This window comes from Streptomyces sp. NPDC029151 (genome assembly GCF_055564315.1).
On the sequence record NZ_JBVHWQ010000001.1, the window covers coordinates 912,306 to 926,552 of the forward strand.

Consider the following 14,247-nt stretch of genomic DNA (forward strand, 5'->3'; position numbering starts at 1 on the left):
CAACGCTCACGGAAGCCCCCGGTGAGCCCGGACTCACCCCTGACGTTCCCCGGTTCCCCCGGACGGAGTAGGAGACGTCAGCAGCTCGGACCCCGGAGGGGGTGCCCCCGCAGCGCCAGACCGTAGCCGTTCGTAGACGAGATCGAAGGTGAATCCCGCAGAGAAACCCAGCGGGATGGTGATGAAGAGCAGCCTGCGCGCATCCAGTCTGTTCATCAGCTCCGGAACGCTGAGCAGCTGTGAGGCCACGTAGAGGAGAACAGTGACCAGCCCCGCCCCCAGGCCCCGGACGGCGGCGCGTGGCCAGTCCGACTCGGAGACGAAGGAATTGCGCACGACGGCCCCGGACACGGCGGTCAGCAGCGGGGCGGTCACGAGAACGGTGAGGTTCCCGGTGTCCGCGGGACGGGGCTTCCCCACGAGCACGAGGCCCGCGACCGACGCCGCGATGCACAGCAGCGCCACGAGCCAGCCGGCGAGTGAGCCCCACGCCGCCATGCGCCCGCGCCGGACCTCCGCCCCCTCGCGCGCCGTCTTCCGCTCACGCTGCCGTAACAGGCACGCCGTCAGCCGCGCCGCCGAGTCCGGCCCCCAGTCGCTTCCCAGCAGGGCGATGTCCTCGTCGTCCGTGTCGTTGCGCACCTTGTCGAGGTTCACCCACACCTGCCCGGCACCGCCGCCGAAGGCCGCCACCGGGATCACGGGAACCTGCTGGGACAGTGCGAGGATCCCGGCGATACGGGTGGACTGGCCTCCGCCGACCAGGACGAGTCCGTCGCAGGCCAGGATGGTGCGGTAGTACGCGACTTCCCATTCCCCGCTCGTGTCACGGACGACGCGTAGCTCGGCGTGACCGCCCTCCCCCAGTCCGAAGTCGACCGTGCGCTGGCGGGGCGGGTAGGCCAGAACGCGCCCCGGTGCCTCCGCCGTGCACGCCGCGGCGTAGCCGTGGACGACGTCCGCTTCGATGTATTTCCCGCTGCTGGAGAAGACGGCCAGGTCACAGCCGGCCAGTGCCAGCTCTCGCCCCAGCTCGCGGCAGGCCTGGGAGGCGTGCTCCACGGCTGTCAACGGCGGCGTGAACGTGCGGTTCGCGTCCACGCTGCCGACGATGGCGACCAAGGGGCGCCCGGGTTGGGTCGAAGACATGGCGCAGTCTGGCACGGACCTGGATCTGATCGCCGGGCTTTCGGGCTTTCCGTCCCGGCGTGCGAGGGCGCCCCGGCCTGTCGTGGTGCCGGGGCGCCCGGTACGGTCGCGCGGGGCGGGCGGGTCAGGAGGTCAGGTAGGCCTCCACCTCGCTGAACTGCCCGGCCGGCCAGCCGGTGTTGGCACTGACGGCGAGCCGCAGGTAGCGCAGGTTCGTGCCGCTGGGCAGGGACACCGTCGCGGTGTTGCCGGTGGCGGGGTCGAAGCGGTAGCCCTGGGCGCCGACGACGGTCGAGTAGCCGGAGCCGTCGGTGCTGCCGAGCACCGTGACGGTCTGGGTGCGGGCGCCCCAGGCGGCCGACGGCGGCAGCTTCAGCACCAGGCGGCGCACGGCGTAGGAGGAGCCGAGGTCGACCGTCCAGGACTGCGGGAAGGCGTTGTTGGCGGACTCCCAGTAGGAGTTCGCGTCGCCGTCGACGGCCTTGCCCGGTGTGTAGACGTCCTGGGAGCCGGTCGCGGTGGCCGGGCGGCCCTTGGCGAGGTTGCGGTTCGGGTCGGGATCGGGGTTGCCCTGCCCGGGCCGCGGCCAGGTCGAGCAGTCCGACCAGGTGCTGGACCAGCCGGAGTTGCCGCCGCCGTCAGTGAGGGTGAAGGCGCCGGAGCCGGCCGGATAGGGGCAGTTGTAGACGCCGGCCGCGCCGACCTGGGTGGCGGTGACGTTCCTGAAGGTGGCCGCGCCCTGTGCCTCGGCCTGGACCACGACCGTACCGGTGTTCCTCACGGTCGCCCCGGTGACGTTGACGTTCTTCACCGGGTACCCCTGCCCGCCGCCGGAGACGAACTCGAAGGCGCTGTACGGGCTGTCGGTGATCGTCGTGTTGGTGATGTCGACGGTGGCGTTGACGGCGCTGTCGTAGGAGTCGACGCGCAGGGCGCCCATCGGGTGGTTCCAGTTCGGGTTCATCGCGCCGGTGCGCACCAGCGTGTTGCCGTCGACCGTGATCGTGCCGGCGAGCGGGTGGAAGGGGTCCAGGAACTTCTGGTTGGAGATGGCGATGCCGCTGCCGAGGGCGTTGGTGTCGGAGACCAGGTTGTTGCGTACGGCGATGTCGGTGCCGCCGTAGATGGCTATGCCGTTGGCGAGGTTGGGCTGCGAGATGGTGTTGTTCTCGAAGCTGGAGTCGGTGTCCGGGGCGTACAGCGACCACATGGCGAGTGCGTCGTCGCCCTGGTTGCGCAGGAAGTTGTTGCGGACGCGGACGCCTTTGGCCGTGCCGTTGAGGTTGAGGCCGTCGGCGGTGGTGTCGAGGACGCGGTTGTTCTCCACCACCAGGTTGTCGTTGTCGCCCGTCAGCCAGAGGCCGACCTTCAGGTGCTGGATCCACATGCCGGAGACGGACGAGTTCGGGCCCAGGGAGCCGTTGACGAAGTTGTCGGGGCTGGAGTCGACGCGTTCGGTGACCTCGCCGACGACCGCGAAGTCCTTGATGCGGACGTTGCCCGCCGAGCCGGACTGGTCGATGAAGCGGGAGGTGTGCACGACCGAGTACCAGCCGCCGGCGCCCTGGAGGGTGACGTTCTGCACGCCGTTGAGGGAGGACGTGACGCGGTAGTCCCCGGGCGGGATCCACACCGTGCCGCCCCGGGCGGCGGCGATGGCGTCCCGGAAGGCCTGGGTGGAGTCGCCGGCACCGCTGGGGTCGGCGCCCTTGGCGACGACGGACACCGAGCCGGCGGGCTGGGCCGCGGCCGGGGCGACCTGCTCGAAGTCGGCGACGTCCACGGTGACCTGGACGCCGGTCGCCTCGACGGCCACCTTGTCCCCGGCCTGGACGTTCTGCCCGAGCAGCAGCCGCGTGTCGTCGAAGAAGTGGTGCGTCTTCGCGCCGGGGATCCAGCCGGTGTCGATGTAGGAGTACTTGGAGGTCACCGGCAGGGTCCTGGTGAGCCTGGTGCCGTTGACGTACACGTTCAGGGTCCCGGACTGGCCGTCCGGGACGCTGTAGGCGAGGTTCAGCGCGTTGGCGGCGCGCGGCACGGTGAACTCCACGCGCTGCCCGGCCGAGAGCCTCACGGCCTGCCGGCCGGAGGCCTCCGAGGCGAGGCTGCCCTGCGTGTAGTCGGGGCCGATCCTCGTGCCGTTGCCGGCCGCGGCCTCGGCCTCCACGGAGGTGAAGGGCAGGGTGGCGCCCGCGGCCGCGTGGGCGGCGGGGGCGAGGGTGACGAGCATGCCGGCGGCGAGGGCGACGACCGCGCCGACGGCCGGCAAGCGCCCGGCGTGCCTGGGGGTGCTGATGTGCATGGGCTGATCCCTTCGTGGTGGGGGTGTGCGGGACAGCGGGGTGCGTACGGGTGCGGTTCAGGTGTGCAGCCAGACCGCCGTGTCCCGCGGCAGTCGGCCCCCGCCGTCCAGCGGGCCGCTGCCGAGCAGGAGCCGGGCGTGGGCGGGGAGGTCGGCGGGCGTGTCCGCGAGGTTGACCACGCACAGCACGCCGTCCGCGCGGGAGAAGGCGAGCACGCCGTCGGGGGCGGGCAGCCAGGTCAGCGGGCCGTCGCCGAACCGTGGGCGCAGGGCGATGGCCGTGCGGTACAGGGAGAGCATGGAGCCGGGGTCGCGCTGCTGCCGGTCGGCGGCGTACGACGCCCAGCCGGCCGGCTGCGGCAGCCACGGCTCCTCCCGCGAGCCGAAGCCCGCGTGCGGCAGGCCGGCGGCCCAGGGAAGCGGCACCCGGCAGCCGTCGCGGCCGGGGGCGGCGCCGCCCGAGCGGAAGTACATCGGGTCCTGGACGCGGTCGGCCGGGATGTCGGCCTCCGGCAGGCCCAGTTCCTCCCCCTGGTAGAGGTAGACCGAGCCGGGCAGCGCGAGGGACAGCAGGGCGGCGGCCCGGGCGCGCCGGGTGCCGAGCGCGAGGTCCGTCGGGGTGCCGAAGGCCTTGGTGGCGAAGTCGAAGGCGGTGTCCTCGCGGCCGTACCGGGTGACGGTGCGGGTGACGTCGTGGTTGCACAGCACCCAGGTGGCGGGGGCGCCGACGGGGGCGTGCTCGGCGAGGGTGGTGTCGATGGAGGCGCGCAGCCGGCCGGCGTCCCAGGGGCAGGACAGGAAGGAGAAGTTGAAGGCGGTGTGGAGTTCGCCGGGGCGCAGGTAGCGGGCGAAGCGTTCGGGGTCGGGGAGCCAGACCTCGCCGACGAAGACGCCGCCGTACTCGTCGGCCACCCGACGCCAGGAGCGGTAGATGTCGTGGAGTTCGTCGCGGTCGAGGAAGGGGTGCGGCTCCGGGCGGGCGGCGAGGTCGGGGAGGGCCGGGTCCTTGGCGAGCAGGGCGGCCGAGTCGATGCGGACGCCGGCCACGCCCCGCTCCAGCCAGAAGCGGAGGATGTCCTCGTGCTCCAGGCGGACGGCGGGGTGCGCCCAGTTGAGGTCGGGCTGCTCGGGGGTGAACAGGTGCAGGTACCAGTCGCCGTCGGGCAGGCGGGTCCACACCGGTTCGGTGGAGCCGGCGAACTGGGACGGCCAGTCGTTCGGCGGGAGTTCACCGTGCGGGCCGCGTCCCCGGCGGAAGTGGAACAGCTCGCGCTCGGGGCTGCCGGGGCCGGCGGCCAGCGCGGCCCGGAACCAGGGGTGCTGGTCGGAGACGTGGTTGGGCACGATGTCGACGAGGGTGCGGATGCCCAGCTGGGCGGCCTCGGCGATGAGTTTCTCCGCCTCGGCGAGGGTGCCGAAGGCCGGATCGACGGCCCGGTAGTCGGCGACGTCGTACCCGCCGTCCTTCAGCGGCGACACGTACCACGGCGTGAACCACAGGGCGTCCACGCCGAGTTCGGCGAGGTACGGCAGCCGGGCGCGGACGCCCGCGAGGTCGCCGGTGCCGTCGCCGTCGCCGTCCGCGAAGCTGCGGACGTACACCTGGTAGATGACGGCCGAGCGCCACCAGTCGGCATCGGTGCGGGCATGGCTGGGCTGTCCCACTGAGCTTGCCTTTCTGTGGAGGGGGCGGCTCTTCGGAGGGGGCGCGCGGTGTCAGCCCTTGGTGCTGCCCGCGCTGATCCCGGCGATGACGTGCCGCTGGAAGACGAGGAACAGCGCCACCATCGGAATGCTGGCGATCACCATCGCGGCGATGAGCACGGTGAGCTGGATGTTCTGCGACAGCTGGACCAGGGCCACGCTGATCGGCTGTTTCGCGGTGTCGGAGAAGACCATCAGCGGCCACAGGAAGTCCTGCCAGACGGCGACCAGCGCGAAGATCGACACCACGCCGAGCACCGGTCGGGACATGGGCAGCACGACGGACCACAGGGTCCGGAGCCGGCCGGCGCCGTCGATCTCGGCGGCCTCCAGCACCTCGCGCGGCAGCTGGTCGAAGAACCGTTTGAGCAGGTAGAGGTTGAAGGCGTTGGCGGCCGCCGGGAGCCAGACCGCGAGGGGGTCGTTGAGCAGGCTGGTGTGGATCAGGGGCAGGTCGGCGACGGTCAGGTACTTGGGGACGACCAGGGCCTGCGCCGGCACCATGAGGGTGGCGAGGATGCCGCCGAGGACCACCTTGCCGAAGGCCGGTCTCAGCTGGGACAGGGAGTAGGCGGCGGCCGTGCAGAGCACCAGCTGGAAGGCCCAGGCGCCGGCCGCCTGGACGAGCGTGTTCTCCAGGTGCCGCGGGAGCTGCATGAGGTCCCAGGCGTCGGTGTAGGCGCCGGCGTGCCAGTGCTCGGGCACGAGCGTCGGCGGGGTGCGGGCCACCTCGTCCGGGGACTTCAGCGCGCCGGTCACCATCCAGTACACGGGGAAGAGGAACGCGAGCGCGAAGAGGACGAGGACGGCCGTGAACACCGTCCAGTAGACGGCCTTCCCGCGTGGGCGAGCGAGGGCGGCCGGGGAGACCAGGGTGCGGGTGCTCACGCGGTGGCCTCCTCACCGCGGGTGAGCCGCAGATAGAGGGCGGAGAAGGCGCCGAGCAGCAGCAGGAGCATCACGCTGAGGGCGCAGGCGCCGCCGAAGTCGTTGTAGAGGAAGGCGTACTTGTAGATGAGGTAGAGGACGGTGACGGTGGCGTTCTCGGGGCCGCCGCCGGTGATGACGAACGGCTCGGTGAACACCTGCATGGTGGCGATGATCTGGAGGAGCATCAGCATCAGGATCACGAACCGGGTCTGCGGGACCGTGACGTGCCGGACGCGCTGGAGGAGGTTCGCGCCGTCCAGTTCGGCGGCCTCGTACAGCTCGCCGGGGATGGACTGGAGCGCGGCCAGGTAGATGAGGACGGTGCCGCCCATGGTGGCCCAGGTGGCGACGACGACCAGCGAGACCAGGGCGGTGTCGGTGCCGTTGGACCAGGTGGAGGTGGGCAGGTGCAGGAAGCGCAGCGTCTCGTTGGCGAGGCCGGCCCCGGGGTCGTAGAACCACTTCCACAGCAGGGCGCTGACCACCGGCGGGATCATCACCGGCAGGTAGACCACGACCCGGAAGAAGGCCTTGGCGTGCCGCAGTTCGTTGAGGACGAGGGCGAGGACGAAGGGGATCGCGAAGCCGATGAGCAGGGCCAGCAGGGTGAAGGTGAGGGTGTTGCGCCAGGCGGCGGCGAACTCGGGGTCGTGCAGGACCCGGGTGAAGTTGGCGGTGCCGGCCCACTCGGGCGGGGAGCCCGGGGTGTACGTCTGGAAGGCGATGACGACCGCGCGGATCGCCGGGTACCAGGAGAACAGGGCGAAGCAGACCAGGCCGCCGAGGAGGAAGCCGTAGGCCCGGGCCTGGTCGATCAGGCGGCGGCGCCCGCGCTCCGCCGCGCGTGGCGGCGCCGGGGCCGGATGGGCGGTGGCCCGCGCCGGGGGCCGTCGTTCGGCCGTCTTCGTCATGGCGGTCAGCTCCGGGCCAGAATGCCGTCGATCTTCCCGGACGCCTCCTCGAGGAGCCGGTCGATGTCGGCGTCCTCCTCGGTCAGGACTGCGGAGACGACGGAGTCGAGGACGGAGTAGATCTGCTGGGCGTGCGGTGGCTCGATCCTCAGCCGCAGCCTGTGGTTGCCGTCGAGGAACGCCTGGTAGTTCCCCACCGGGACGTTGGCGTTGGCTTTCTTGGCCCGCTGGTCGGTGGCGTCGGCGGCGCCGGTGAACAGGCGCGGCTCGGGCAGGCCGACGGGGGCGTCGTGCTTCCTGGCGCGCGCGTAGTCGCCGAGGAAGCCCTTGCCGGGGGTGAGGAACATGTGGTCGAGCCACTTGAGGCCGGCGCGGATCTGGGCGGGCGTGTCGTGCCGGGCGAACATGTAGCCGTCGCCGCCGATGAGGGTGCCCTCGCCGCCCGGCATGGGGGCCAGGGCGAGGTCCTTGTAGCTGCCGCCCTTCTCCTTGACCAGGATCGGGATGTTGTCGGGGGCGGCGAGGTACATGCCGAGCCTGCCCGAACCCATCATCTGCTGCACGTCGTTGATGACGAGGAGCTGCTTGCTGCCCATCGAGTCGTCGGTCCACCGCATGTCGTGCAGGTTCCGCAGGACGGCGTGGCCCTCGGGGGTGTCGATGGTGGCCTTCTCGCCGTCCGCGCTGACGACGTCGCCGCCCTGGGAGTACAGCTCGGCGGTGAAGTGCCAGCCGCCCTGGTTCTGCGCGCTGTAGTCGGCGTAGCCCACGGTGCCGTCGCCGAGGGCGGCGATCCTCTTCGCGGCGGCGCGGACCTCCTCCCAGGTGGCGGGCGGCCTGTCGGGGTCCAGGCCGGCCTTCCGGAAGAGGGCGCGGTTGTAGATCAGCCCCATGGAGTAGCCGGTGCGCGGGATGCCGTAGACCTTGCCGTCCACGGTGTAGATGTCCCGCAACTGCTTCTGGATGCTGTCGTAGTGCCTCAGTTCCTTGAGGTACGGGGTGAGGTCGGCGGCCTGGTGGATGTCGACGACGTGCCGCGCGTCGGTGAAGTACGTGTAGAAGACGTCCTCCATCTGGCCGCCGGCGAGCTTGGCGTCGAAGGTCTTGGGGTCCTGGCAGGGGAAGGCGTCGTGCGCGACGACGTCGATGTCCGGGTGGGCGTCCTCGAACGCGGCGACGTCCTCCTCGAAGAAGGCGCGGTCCACTCGGGCGCTCTTCGGCGGCTCGCAGTTGACGGTGATGCGCGTCCTGCCGGCCGCCGAGCCGCCGTCACCGGACCCGCAGGCGGTGGCGGCGAGGGCGAGCGAGGAACAGACGCCGATCGCGACGACGGTACGGCGGAACCCGGTGCTTCTCATCGGTGGACCCCTCATGGCACTCGTGGGCAGCAGCGGTGGGCGCCGCACACTCAAGCACCGCCGACAACGGTCCGCAAGATGTCGCGCAGAATCTGCAATTACTGGACAGTTGGCTGGATCTTCCGGAAGTCAGCCGCGCGGGGCTTGCCCGGTCGAGCCGCGCACCACCAGCTCGGGTTCGAACAGCAGCTCCTCGGCGGGTACGGCGGTGCCGCCGATCCGCGCGTTGAGCAGCTCCACGGCCGCGCGCCCCATGGCCTCGATGGGCTGGCGGACGGTGGTCAGCGGGGGCTCGGTGCAGTTCATGAACGCCGAGTCGTCGTAGCCGACGACCGAGATCCGGCCCGGGACGTCGTATCCCTTGCGGCGCGCGGCCCGTACGGCGCCGAGCGCCAGCGGGTCGGAGGCGCAGACGATGCCGGTGACACCCCGGTCGATCAGCCGGGAGGCGGCGGCGTGACCGCCTTCGAGGGAGAAGATGGCGCGCGCGACGAACTCGTCCGGCAGGTCGCCGGCGATCGCCCGGGCGGCGGCCAGTTTGCGGGCCGAGGGCACGTGGTCGCCGGGGCCGAGCACCAGGCCGATGCGCTCGTGGCCGAGGGAGGCCAGGTGCCGCCAGGCCTGTTCGACGGCCACGGCGTCGTCGCAGGATACCCCGGGGAAGCCGAGGTCCTCGATGGCCGCGTTGACCAGCACCACCGGGATGTTCCGCTCGGCCAGCAGCCGGTAGTGGTCGTGCGGCGCGTCGGCCTGGGCGTACAGACCGCCCGCGAACACGACCCCGGAGACCTGCTGCTGGAGCAGCAGCTCGACGTAGTCCGCTTCCGACACCCCGCCCTTGGTCTGCGTGCACAGCACCGGGGTCAGCCCCAGCTGGGCGAGGGCACCGCCGATGACCTCGGCGAACGCCGGGAAGATGGGGTTTTGCAGCTCGGGCAGGACGAGGCCGACCAGCCGGGCGCGTTCACCACGCAGCTGGGTCGGGCGCTCGTAGCCGAGGACGTCGAGGGCGGTGAGCACCGCCTGCCGGGTGGCTTCGGAGACCCCGGGCTTGCCGTTGAGCACCCGGCTGACGGTGGCCTCGCTGACCCCGACCTTCTTCGCCACTTCCGCAAGTCGTCGCGTCATGCGCGCAAGCGTAGCGCAAGCCATGCAAGTGACTTGCGTACGGAGGAGCGGGGCGCCGGAGGAGCGTGTCAGGTGGGTGGGGGGCAGTGGGTGGGGGGCAGTGGGTGGGGGGCAGTGGGTGGGGGGGGCAGGGCGACTGGGAGGCGGGGGCGGACCGAGTGAGGGCCGGGGGCGGCCCGGCTGACGGCCGGGGGCGGGGCGACTGACGGCCGGGGGCGGCCCGGCTGACGGCCGGGGGCGGGGCGACTGACGGCCGGGGGCGGCCCGGCTGACGGCCGGGGGCGGCCCGGCTGACGGCCGGGGGCGGGGCGGCTGACGGCCGGGGGCGGGGCGGCTGACGGCCGGGGGCGGACCGGCTGACGGCCGGGGGCGGACCGGCTGAAGGCCCGGGGCGGGGCGACTGAGGGCCGGGGGCGGGGCGACTGAGGGCCGGGGGCGGGGCGACTAACGGCTGGCGGCGAACCCGCTGAAGGCCCGGGGCGAACCGACTGAAGGCCCGGGGCGAACCGACTGAAGGCCCGGGGCGAACCGACTGAAGGCCCGGGGCGAACCGGCTGAAGGCCCGGGGCGGACCGGCTGAGGGCCGGGGGCGGGCCGGCTGAAGGGGGGCGGCCGGTGAGCCTGCCCGGCGCCGTCGGCGACCTGAACGCCGACGGTGCCGGGTCAGTTCCCGGGGGACGGGACGACCGTCAGGTGGGAGGCCGCGCCCCGCGGGCGGCGCTGCCGGCGCACCGGGGCGGCCGACCGGCGGGGGTCGCGCAGGATCATCGTCAGACGCCGGTAGCCCAGCTCCAGCAAGGGCTGCGACGTCTCCTCCACGATGCGGCACTCGGTGCGCCCGCGGCGCGGGTCCGGGTGGTGCAGGAGGCGCACGGCGCCGTCGAGACGGGTCGCGGCCTCGCCGACGGCCCGGATCCAGTGCGGCAGGCCCTGCCGGTAGGCGGCCTCCATGATCGGGTCCTGGGCGATTTCCCGGCGCAGCGCCTGGAGTTCGTGGTCGTGGGCGTGCGTCTCCAGGGCGGACCGGACCTGGGCCAGCATGGGCAGGCACCAGCCGGGCTCGTGCTCGCCGAGGATCTCACCCGCGTCGGGGTGGAACAGGACGAACCTGAGGAAGTTATCGCCCGGCATGGCCGTCGGATGGGGGCGCACGCCCCGGAAAAGTGTCTCGAACGCGCTGTTGGCCATGACCACGTTCCAGTGGCGGTCCACGACCAGCGACGGACAGGCGAGGTACTCCAGCAGCGCTCCGTAGTCCTGAAGGTAAGCCTGGGTCTCGCAGGTCTCGGGGACGGGCCGCGGTGCCGGCCGCTGCCCTCCTGCCTGATGTGCCATCGGGAGGTCACCCCTCTTGCCTCTGCGGCCTTTCTCGCGGCGATGCGATCCTGCTGCCCCGGCAAGAGGCGTGTCAACTATCGTGGCATTTCATGCCGGTTGACGGCTGAAATTCGCCACAGTTGTGGCGACACCTGGATGTGAGTTCGAGACACCGGCTACTCTCCGGGAAGTTCACGGCGATCGCTCGTGAGAAGCACGGCCGCATCTGAAGCCCTCTAGAGACGTAGGAGTTCTGTCGGTGACGGATGGCTACGAGGATCCGGGCGCCTCGGCGACCGCCCAGCTGCCGGCCGTCGTCGCCCGCGTCACCGCGCTCGCCGACCGCCTCGGTGTGCCGCACGCCGAGGTCTTCGACGTCGGGCGGCTCTCCACCGCCTGCGGGGTGCCGGAGCCGGTGGTCAGAGCCCTGCTGAGCGGTCGGCCCGCGGGCGAGCCGGACGTCCAGGCCCGCTTCCTGCAGCGCCTGGACCTGCTGCGCCGCACCCGGCTGAAACCGAACGGCCGCAAGTACACCCAGCAGGAGATCGCCGACGGGGCGGGCATGTCCCGCCAGCAGGCCGGCGCCCTGATCAACGGCGACCGGCGGCCCACCATGGAGCACTGCGACGCGTTGCAGCGGTTCTTCCGGGTGCACGCCGGGTTCCTCACTGCGGAGGACCCCGAGGCGCTGGCGGGTGCGCTGCAGCGGACCGAGCAGGAGTTGCTGCAGAAGCTCGCGGACCGGGAGCGGGCCGCCGCCGAGACCGCGGAGGATCCGCTGGAGCGGCTGCTGCAGGACCACGGCGTGCGCGGAATCGCCTGGCGGGCCGCGCAGTTGCCCACGGACCAGCACCGGGACAAGGTCGCCGAATGGCTGGACATGCTCCTGGAGAGCGTGAAGCGGCCCGAGTCGTGACGCGGGGGCCGGCACGGGGCCGGTCGGTTCCGGGGCGGACGGTTCCGGAACGTTTCCGCCTCGGCTAAGCGGGCTAACGGTCGCGGAGCCAGACGGCGTTGTCAGTGGTGGGCGGCAAGCTGGGGGGTGTGCGCCGCAGGGCGCGTGACCGTGACGCCTACTCGGGGAGAGCCGACCGATGCCCACCGCCGTACTGACCGACCGTGAGCGTACCGCCGTCCAGGCCTACCTGCGGCTGCTGCACACGGTGCGGGCCGCCTTCGACGGGCCACCGCACGAGGCGCGCCCCGCCGTCGTCCCGCCCACCGTCCTCGCCGAGGCGGAACGGGCCCTGGCCCGCGCGGGCCTGGCGGGCAACGAGGAGGCGTTCTTCCGGCTCCTTCGCGACTGGTGCCCCCCGCCGGCGTGAGGCTCCGGCGGGTCCGGCACCGCCGCCCCGGCCCGCCGACACGTCCGCCCTGATCCCGCTCCGGGACCGCACCGGCCTTGTCCGCGTCCGGCGCGGACACCCCGCCCCGGCTCCGTCCCGGGGCGTGCCGGCCCCGCGCGTGTCCCGGAGACACACCGGCGCCGGACCCCGCCCACCGCGCCCCGGACACACCCGCCCCGCGTCCCGGGGACGCACCCGTCCCGGAACGCCCGGGTGAGTGCTGCCCGGGGCGGGCCAGGCCGCCGGCCCGGGTGCGCCGGTGATGCGGTGCCGGGGCGGAGGCGGTGGTGCCGGCAGGCGGTGCCGGGGCGGGGCTGGTCGGTCAGGTGTGGGGTATGACCACCGACGTGGCCACCACGCCCTCCCGTACCGCCCAGCGGCCCTCGAAGGTCTGGAGGCGGTGGCCATCGATCACGGGACCGGGGACGAGGAGTTCGGCCTGCAGGGTGCCGTACTGGTCGCCGTCCGCGTCCGGACGCAGGGTGATGTCGGCCTCGGAGAAGTCCAGCCACTTGCGGGTGAGGGGGAACCACGCCTTGTAGACGGACTCCTTGGCGCTGAACAGCAGGCGGTCCCAGTGCACGGCGGGCCAGCGCGCGGCCAGCCCGTCGAGCCGGGTCGCCTCGGCGGGCAGGAAGACCGTGGCGCCGACGCCCTCCGGCAGCGGCCCGTGCGGTTCGGCGTCGATACCGAGGGAGACGAGGTCGGCGGCGCGGACCAGCGCGGCGGCGCAGTACCCGTCGCAGTGGGTCATGCTGCCGACGAGCCCGTCGGGCCAGCGCGGAGCTCCCCGCTCGCCGCTGAGCACCGGCTGCGGCGGCACGCCGAGCTTCTCCATCGCGCGCCGGGCACACCCGCGCACGGCCGCGAACTCACGCCGCCGCTTCTCCACCGAGCGGGCGACCAGCGCCTCCTCCGCCGGGTAGAGCGGGGTCTCCCACAGCGGATCGTCAGCCCGTGCCTCCACGGCCACGACCGACTCCGGGAGCAGCTCCTCGATCACCTGCTTCGACCTCCATCGGCAGAACGCGGCGCAGCCTCCCCGGGGGGTCCGGGCGCTTGCGCCACTCGCGCGGGTATCCGACGGAGGCCTCCAGGAAGCGGACTCCGTCTTGCCAGGTGGTGCGGGGGATGTGCAGATGGCCGTAGACCATGGTGGCGACGCGGAACCGCAGGTGCCAGTCGGCGGTCAGCGTGGTGCCGCACCACATGGCGAACTCGGGGTGCCACAGGACCTCGGTGGGGTGCCGGTGCAGCGGCCAGTGGCCGGCCAGCACCGTCGGCAGGTCCGCGGGCAGCTCGGCGAGCCTGCGCTCGGTCTCGGCGACCCGCGCCCGGCACCAGGCCTCACGCGTCGGGTAGGGGTCGGGGTGCAGCAGGTACTCGTCGTTGCAGACGATGCCCGTGCTCTCCGCGTAGGCCAGGCCCTCCGCCTTGGTGGTGGAGCCGGCCGGCAGGTACGAGTAGTCGTACAGCAGGAAGAGCGGGGCGACGGCGACCGGGCCGCCGGGGCCGTGCCACACCGGGTAGGGGTCCTCGGGGGTGACGACGCCCAGCTCGCGGCAGACCTCGACGAGGTGCTCGTAGCGGGCGACACCGCGCAGGGTGACCGGGTCGCTCGGGTGGGTCCACAGCTCGTGGTTGCCCGGTGCCCACAGCACCTTGCGGAAGCGGCTCGCGAGCGTGCCGAGGGCCCAGCGGACGTCGGCCACGGTCTCCGCCACGTCACCGGCCACGATCAGCCAGTCCTCGTCGCTCTGCGGACGCATGCCCTCGATCAGCGCGCGGTTGTCGGGATAGCTGATGTGCAGGTCGCTGATGGCCAGCAGCTGTCCGGCCCCGGCCGTCGACTCCACCCGCGCACCCCTTCCGATCATCCGATGACACAACGAGAACACATCGACCGGTCCCGGGACAAGGGGATCCTGTCCGCGTGTCAGCGTCGTGTCAGCGTCCGGCGGACCGGCACGGGCTGCCGGGCCGTCCCGCGACGCCCCCGCCGGGCGACGGCCGCGTGCACGACCTCGCCGACGGCTTCGTCCATGGCCTTGCCCGGACCGCGGCCATGTCCGTGATCGGCGGGGCCGGAAAACCGTAACACT

Annotated in this window: 12 protein-coding genes; 2 read left to right on the forward strand and 10 right to left on the reverse strand. The window is 72.6% G+C overall.

The window, feature by feature from the left end:
- Positions 1-33 precede the first annotated feature (33 nt).
- The 8 genes from ACZ4VF_RS03490 to ACZ4VF_RS03525 all read right to left on the reverse strand — a co-directional run bounded on the left by ACZ4VF_RS03490 (position 34) and on the right by ACZ4VF_RS03525 (position 10,817).
- Positions 34-1,149: a hypothetical protein gene (locus ACZ4VF_RS03490; RefSeq protein ID WP_467922882.1), complete on the reverse strand. Its 1,116-nt coding sequence runs from the start codon at positions 1,147-1,149 to the stop codon at positions 34-36.
- Positions 1,150-1,273: 124 nt separating this feature from the next.
- Positions 1,274-3,451, reverse strand: a complete 2,178-nt coding sequence (locus ACZ4VF_RS03495; protein ID WP_467922883.1) for a galactose-binding domain-containing protein — start codon at positions 3,449-3,451, stop codon at positions 1,274-1,276.
- A gap of 57 nt (positions 3,452-3,508) precedes the next feature.
- Positions 3,509-5,116, reverse strand: a complete 1,608-nt coding sequence (locus ACZ4VF_RS03500; RefSeq protein WP_467922884.1) for a glycoside hydrolase family 13 protein — start codon at positions 5,114-5,116, stop codon at positions 3,509-3,511.
- A 51-nt stretch (positions 5,117-5,167) separates the two neighbouring features.
- Positions 5,168-6,043, reverse strand: coding sequence for a carbohydrate ABC transporter permease (locus ACZ4VF_RS03505; protein ID WP_467922886.1), 876 nt, complete (start codon positions 6,041-6,043; stop codon positions 5,168-5,170).
- The gene (locus tag ACZ4VF_RS03510; protein ID WP_467922887.1) at positions 6,040-6,996 is read right to left on the reverse strand and encodes a carbohydrate ABC transporter permease; all 957 of its coding nucleotides are present in this window, start codon (positions 6,994-6,996) and stop codon (positions 6,040-6,042) included. Before ACZ4VF_RS03510 ends, ACZ4VF_RS03505 begins: the two co-directional genes overlap by 4 nt.
- A gap of 5 nt (positions 6,997-7,001) precedes the next feature.
- On the reverse strand, positions 7,002-8,354 hold the full coding sequence (locus ACZ4VF_RS03515; protein ID WP_467922888.1) for an ABC transporter substrate-binding protein: 1,353 nt from the start codon (positions 8,352-8,354) through the stop codon (positions 7,002-7,004).
- Between the two features lie 129 nt (positions 8,355-8,483).
- Positions 8,484-9,482, reverse strand: a complete 999-nt coding sequence (locus ACZ4VF_RS03520) for a LacI family DNA-binding transcriptional regulator (protein ID WP_467922890.1) — start codon at positions 9,480-9,482, stop codon at positions 8,484-8,486.
- A 663-nt stretch (positions 9,483-10,145) separates the two neighbouring features.
- Complete coding sequence (locus tag ACZ4VF_RS03525; protein WP_467922891.1) at positions 10,146-10,817, reverse strand: MmyB family transcriptional regulator; 672 nt, start codon at positions 10,815-10,817, stop codon at positions 10,146-10,148.
- Positions 10,818-11,058: 241 nt separating this feature from the next.
- Here ACZ4VF_RS03525 and ACZ4VF_RS03530 point away from each other — a divergent pair, with 241 nt between their 5' ends.
- Entirely contained in the window at positions 11,059-11,715 is a 657-nt protein-coding gene (locus tag ACZ4VF_RS03530; protein ID WP_356153646.1) for a helix-turn-helix domain-containing protein, read from the forward strand.
- A 178-nt stretch (positions 11,716-11,893) separates the two neighbouring features.
- The gene (locus ACZ4VF_RS03535; RefSeq protein WP_467922893.1) at positions 11,894-12,124 is read left to right on the forward strand and encodes a hypothetical protein; all 231 of its coding nucleotides are present in this window, start codon (positions 11,894-11,896) and stop codon (positions 12,122-12,124) included.
- A gap of 343 nt (positions 12,125-12,467) precedes the next feature.
- Here ACZ4VF_RS03535 and ACZ4VF_RS03540 read toward each other — a convergent pair whose 3' ends face one another.
- Both ACZ4VF_RS03540 and ACZ4VF_RS03545 read right to left on the reverse strand, forming a co-directional pair.
- Positions 12,468-13,148: a 4'-phosphopantetheinyl transferase family protein gene (locus ACZ4VF_RS03540; protein ID WP_467922895.1), complete on the reverse strand. Its 681-nt coding sequence runs from the start codon at positions 13,146-13,148 to the stop codon at positions 12,468-12,470.
- Positions 13,096-14,001 (reverse strand): metallophosphoesterase family protein, encoded by a 906-nt coding sequence (locus ACZ4VF_RS03545; protein ID WP_467923762.1) that lies wholly within the window; start codon positions 13,999-14,001, stop codon positions 13,096-13,098. Before ACZ4VF_RS03545 ends, ACZ4VF_RS03540 begins: the two co-directional genes overlap by 53 nt.
- Positions 14,002-14,247: the final 246 nt, after the last annotated feature.

Coding starts and splice junctions, on each gene's coding strand:
- ACZ4VF_RS03490 (WP_467922882.1), bottom strand. CDS start 1,149: ATGTCTTCGACCCAACCCGGGCGCCCCTTGGTCGCCATCGTCGGCAGC.
- ACZ4VF_RS03495 (WP_467922883.1), bottom strand. CDS start 3,451: ATGCACATCAGCACCCCCAGGCACGCCGGGCGCTTGCCGGCCGTCGGC.
- ACZ4VF_RS03510 (WP_467922887.1), bottom strand. CDS start 6,996: ATGACGAAGACGGCCGAACGACGGCCCCCGGCGCGGGCCACCGCCCAT.
- ACZ4VF_RS03515 (WP_467922888.1), bottom strand. CDS start 8,354: ATGAGAAGCACCGGGTTCCGCCGTACCGTCGTCGCGATCGGCGTCTGT.
- ACZ4VF_RS03520 (WP_467922890.1), bottom strand. CDS start 9,482: ATGACGCGACGACTTGCGGAAGTGGCGAAGAAGGTCGGGGTCAGCGAG.
- ACZ4VF_RS03525 (WP_467922891.1), bottom strand. CDS start 10,817: ATGGCACATCAGGCAGGAGGGCAGCGGCCGGCACCGCGGCCCGTCCCC.
- ACZ4VF_RS03535 (WP_467922893.1), top strand. CDS start 11,894: ATGCCCACCGCCGTACTGACCGACCGTGAGCGTACCGCCGTCCAGGCC.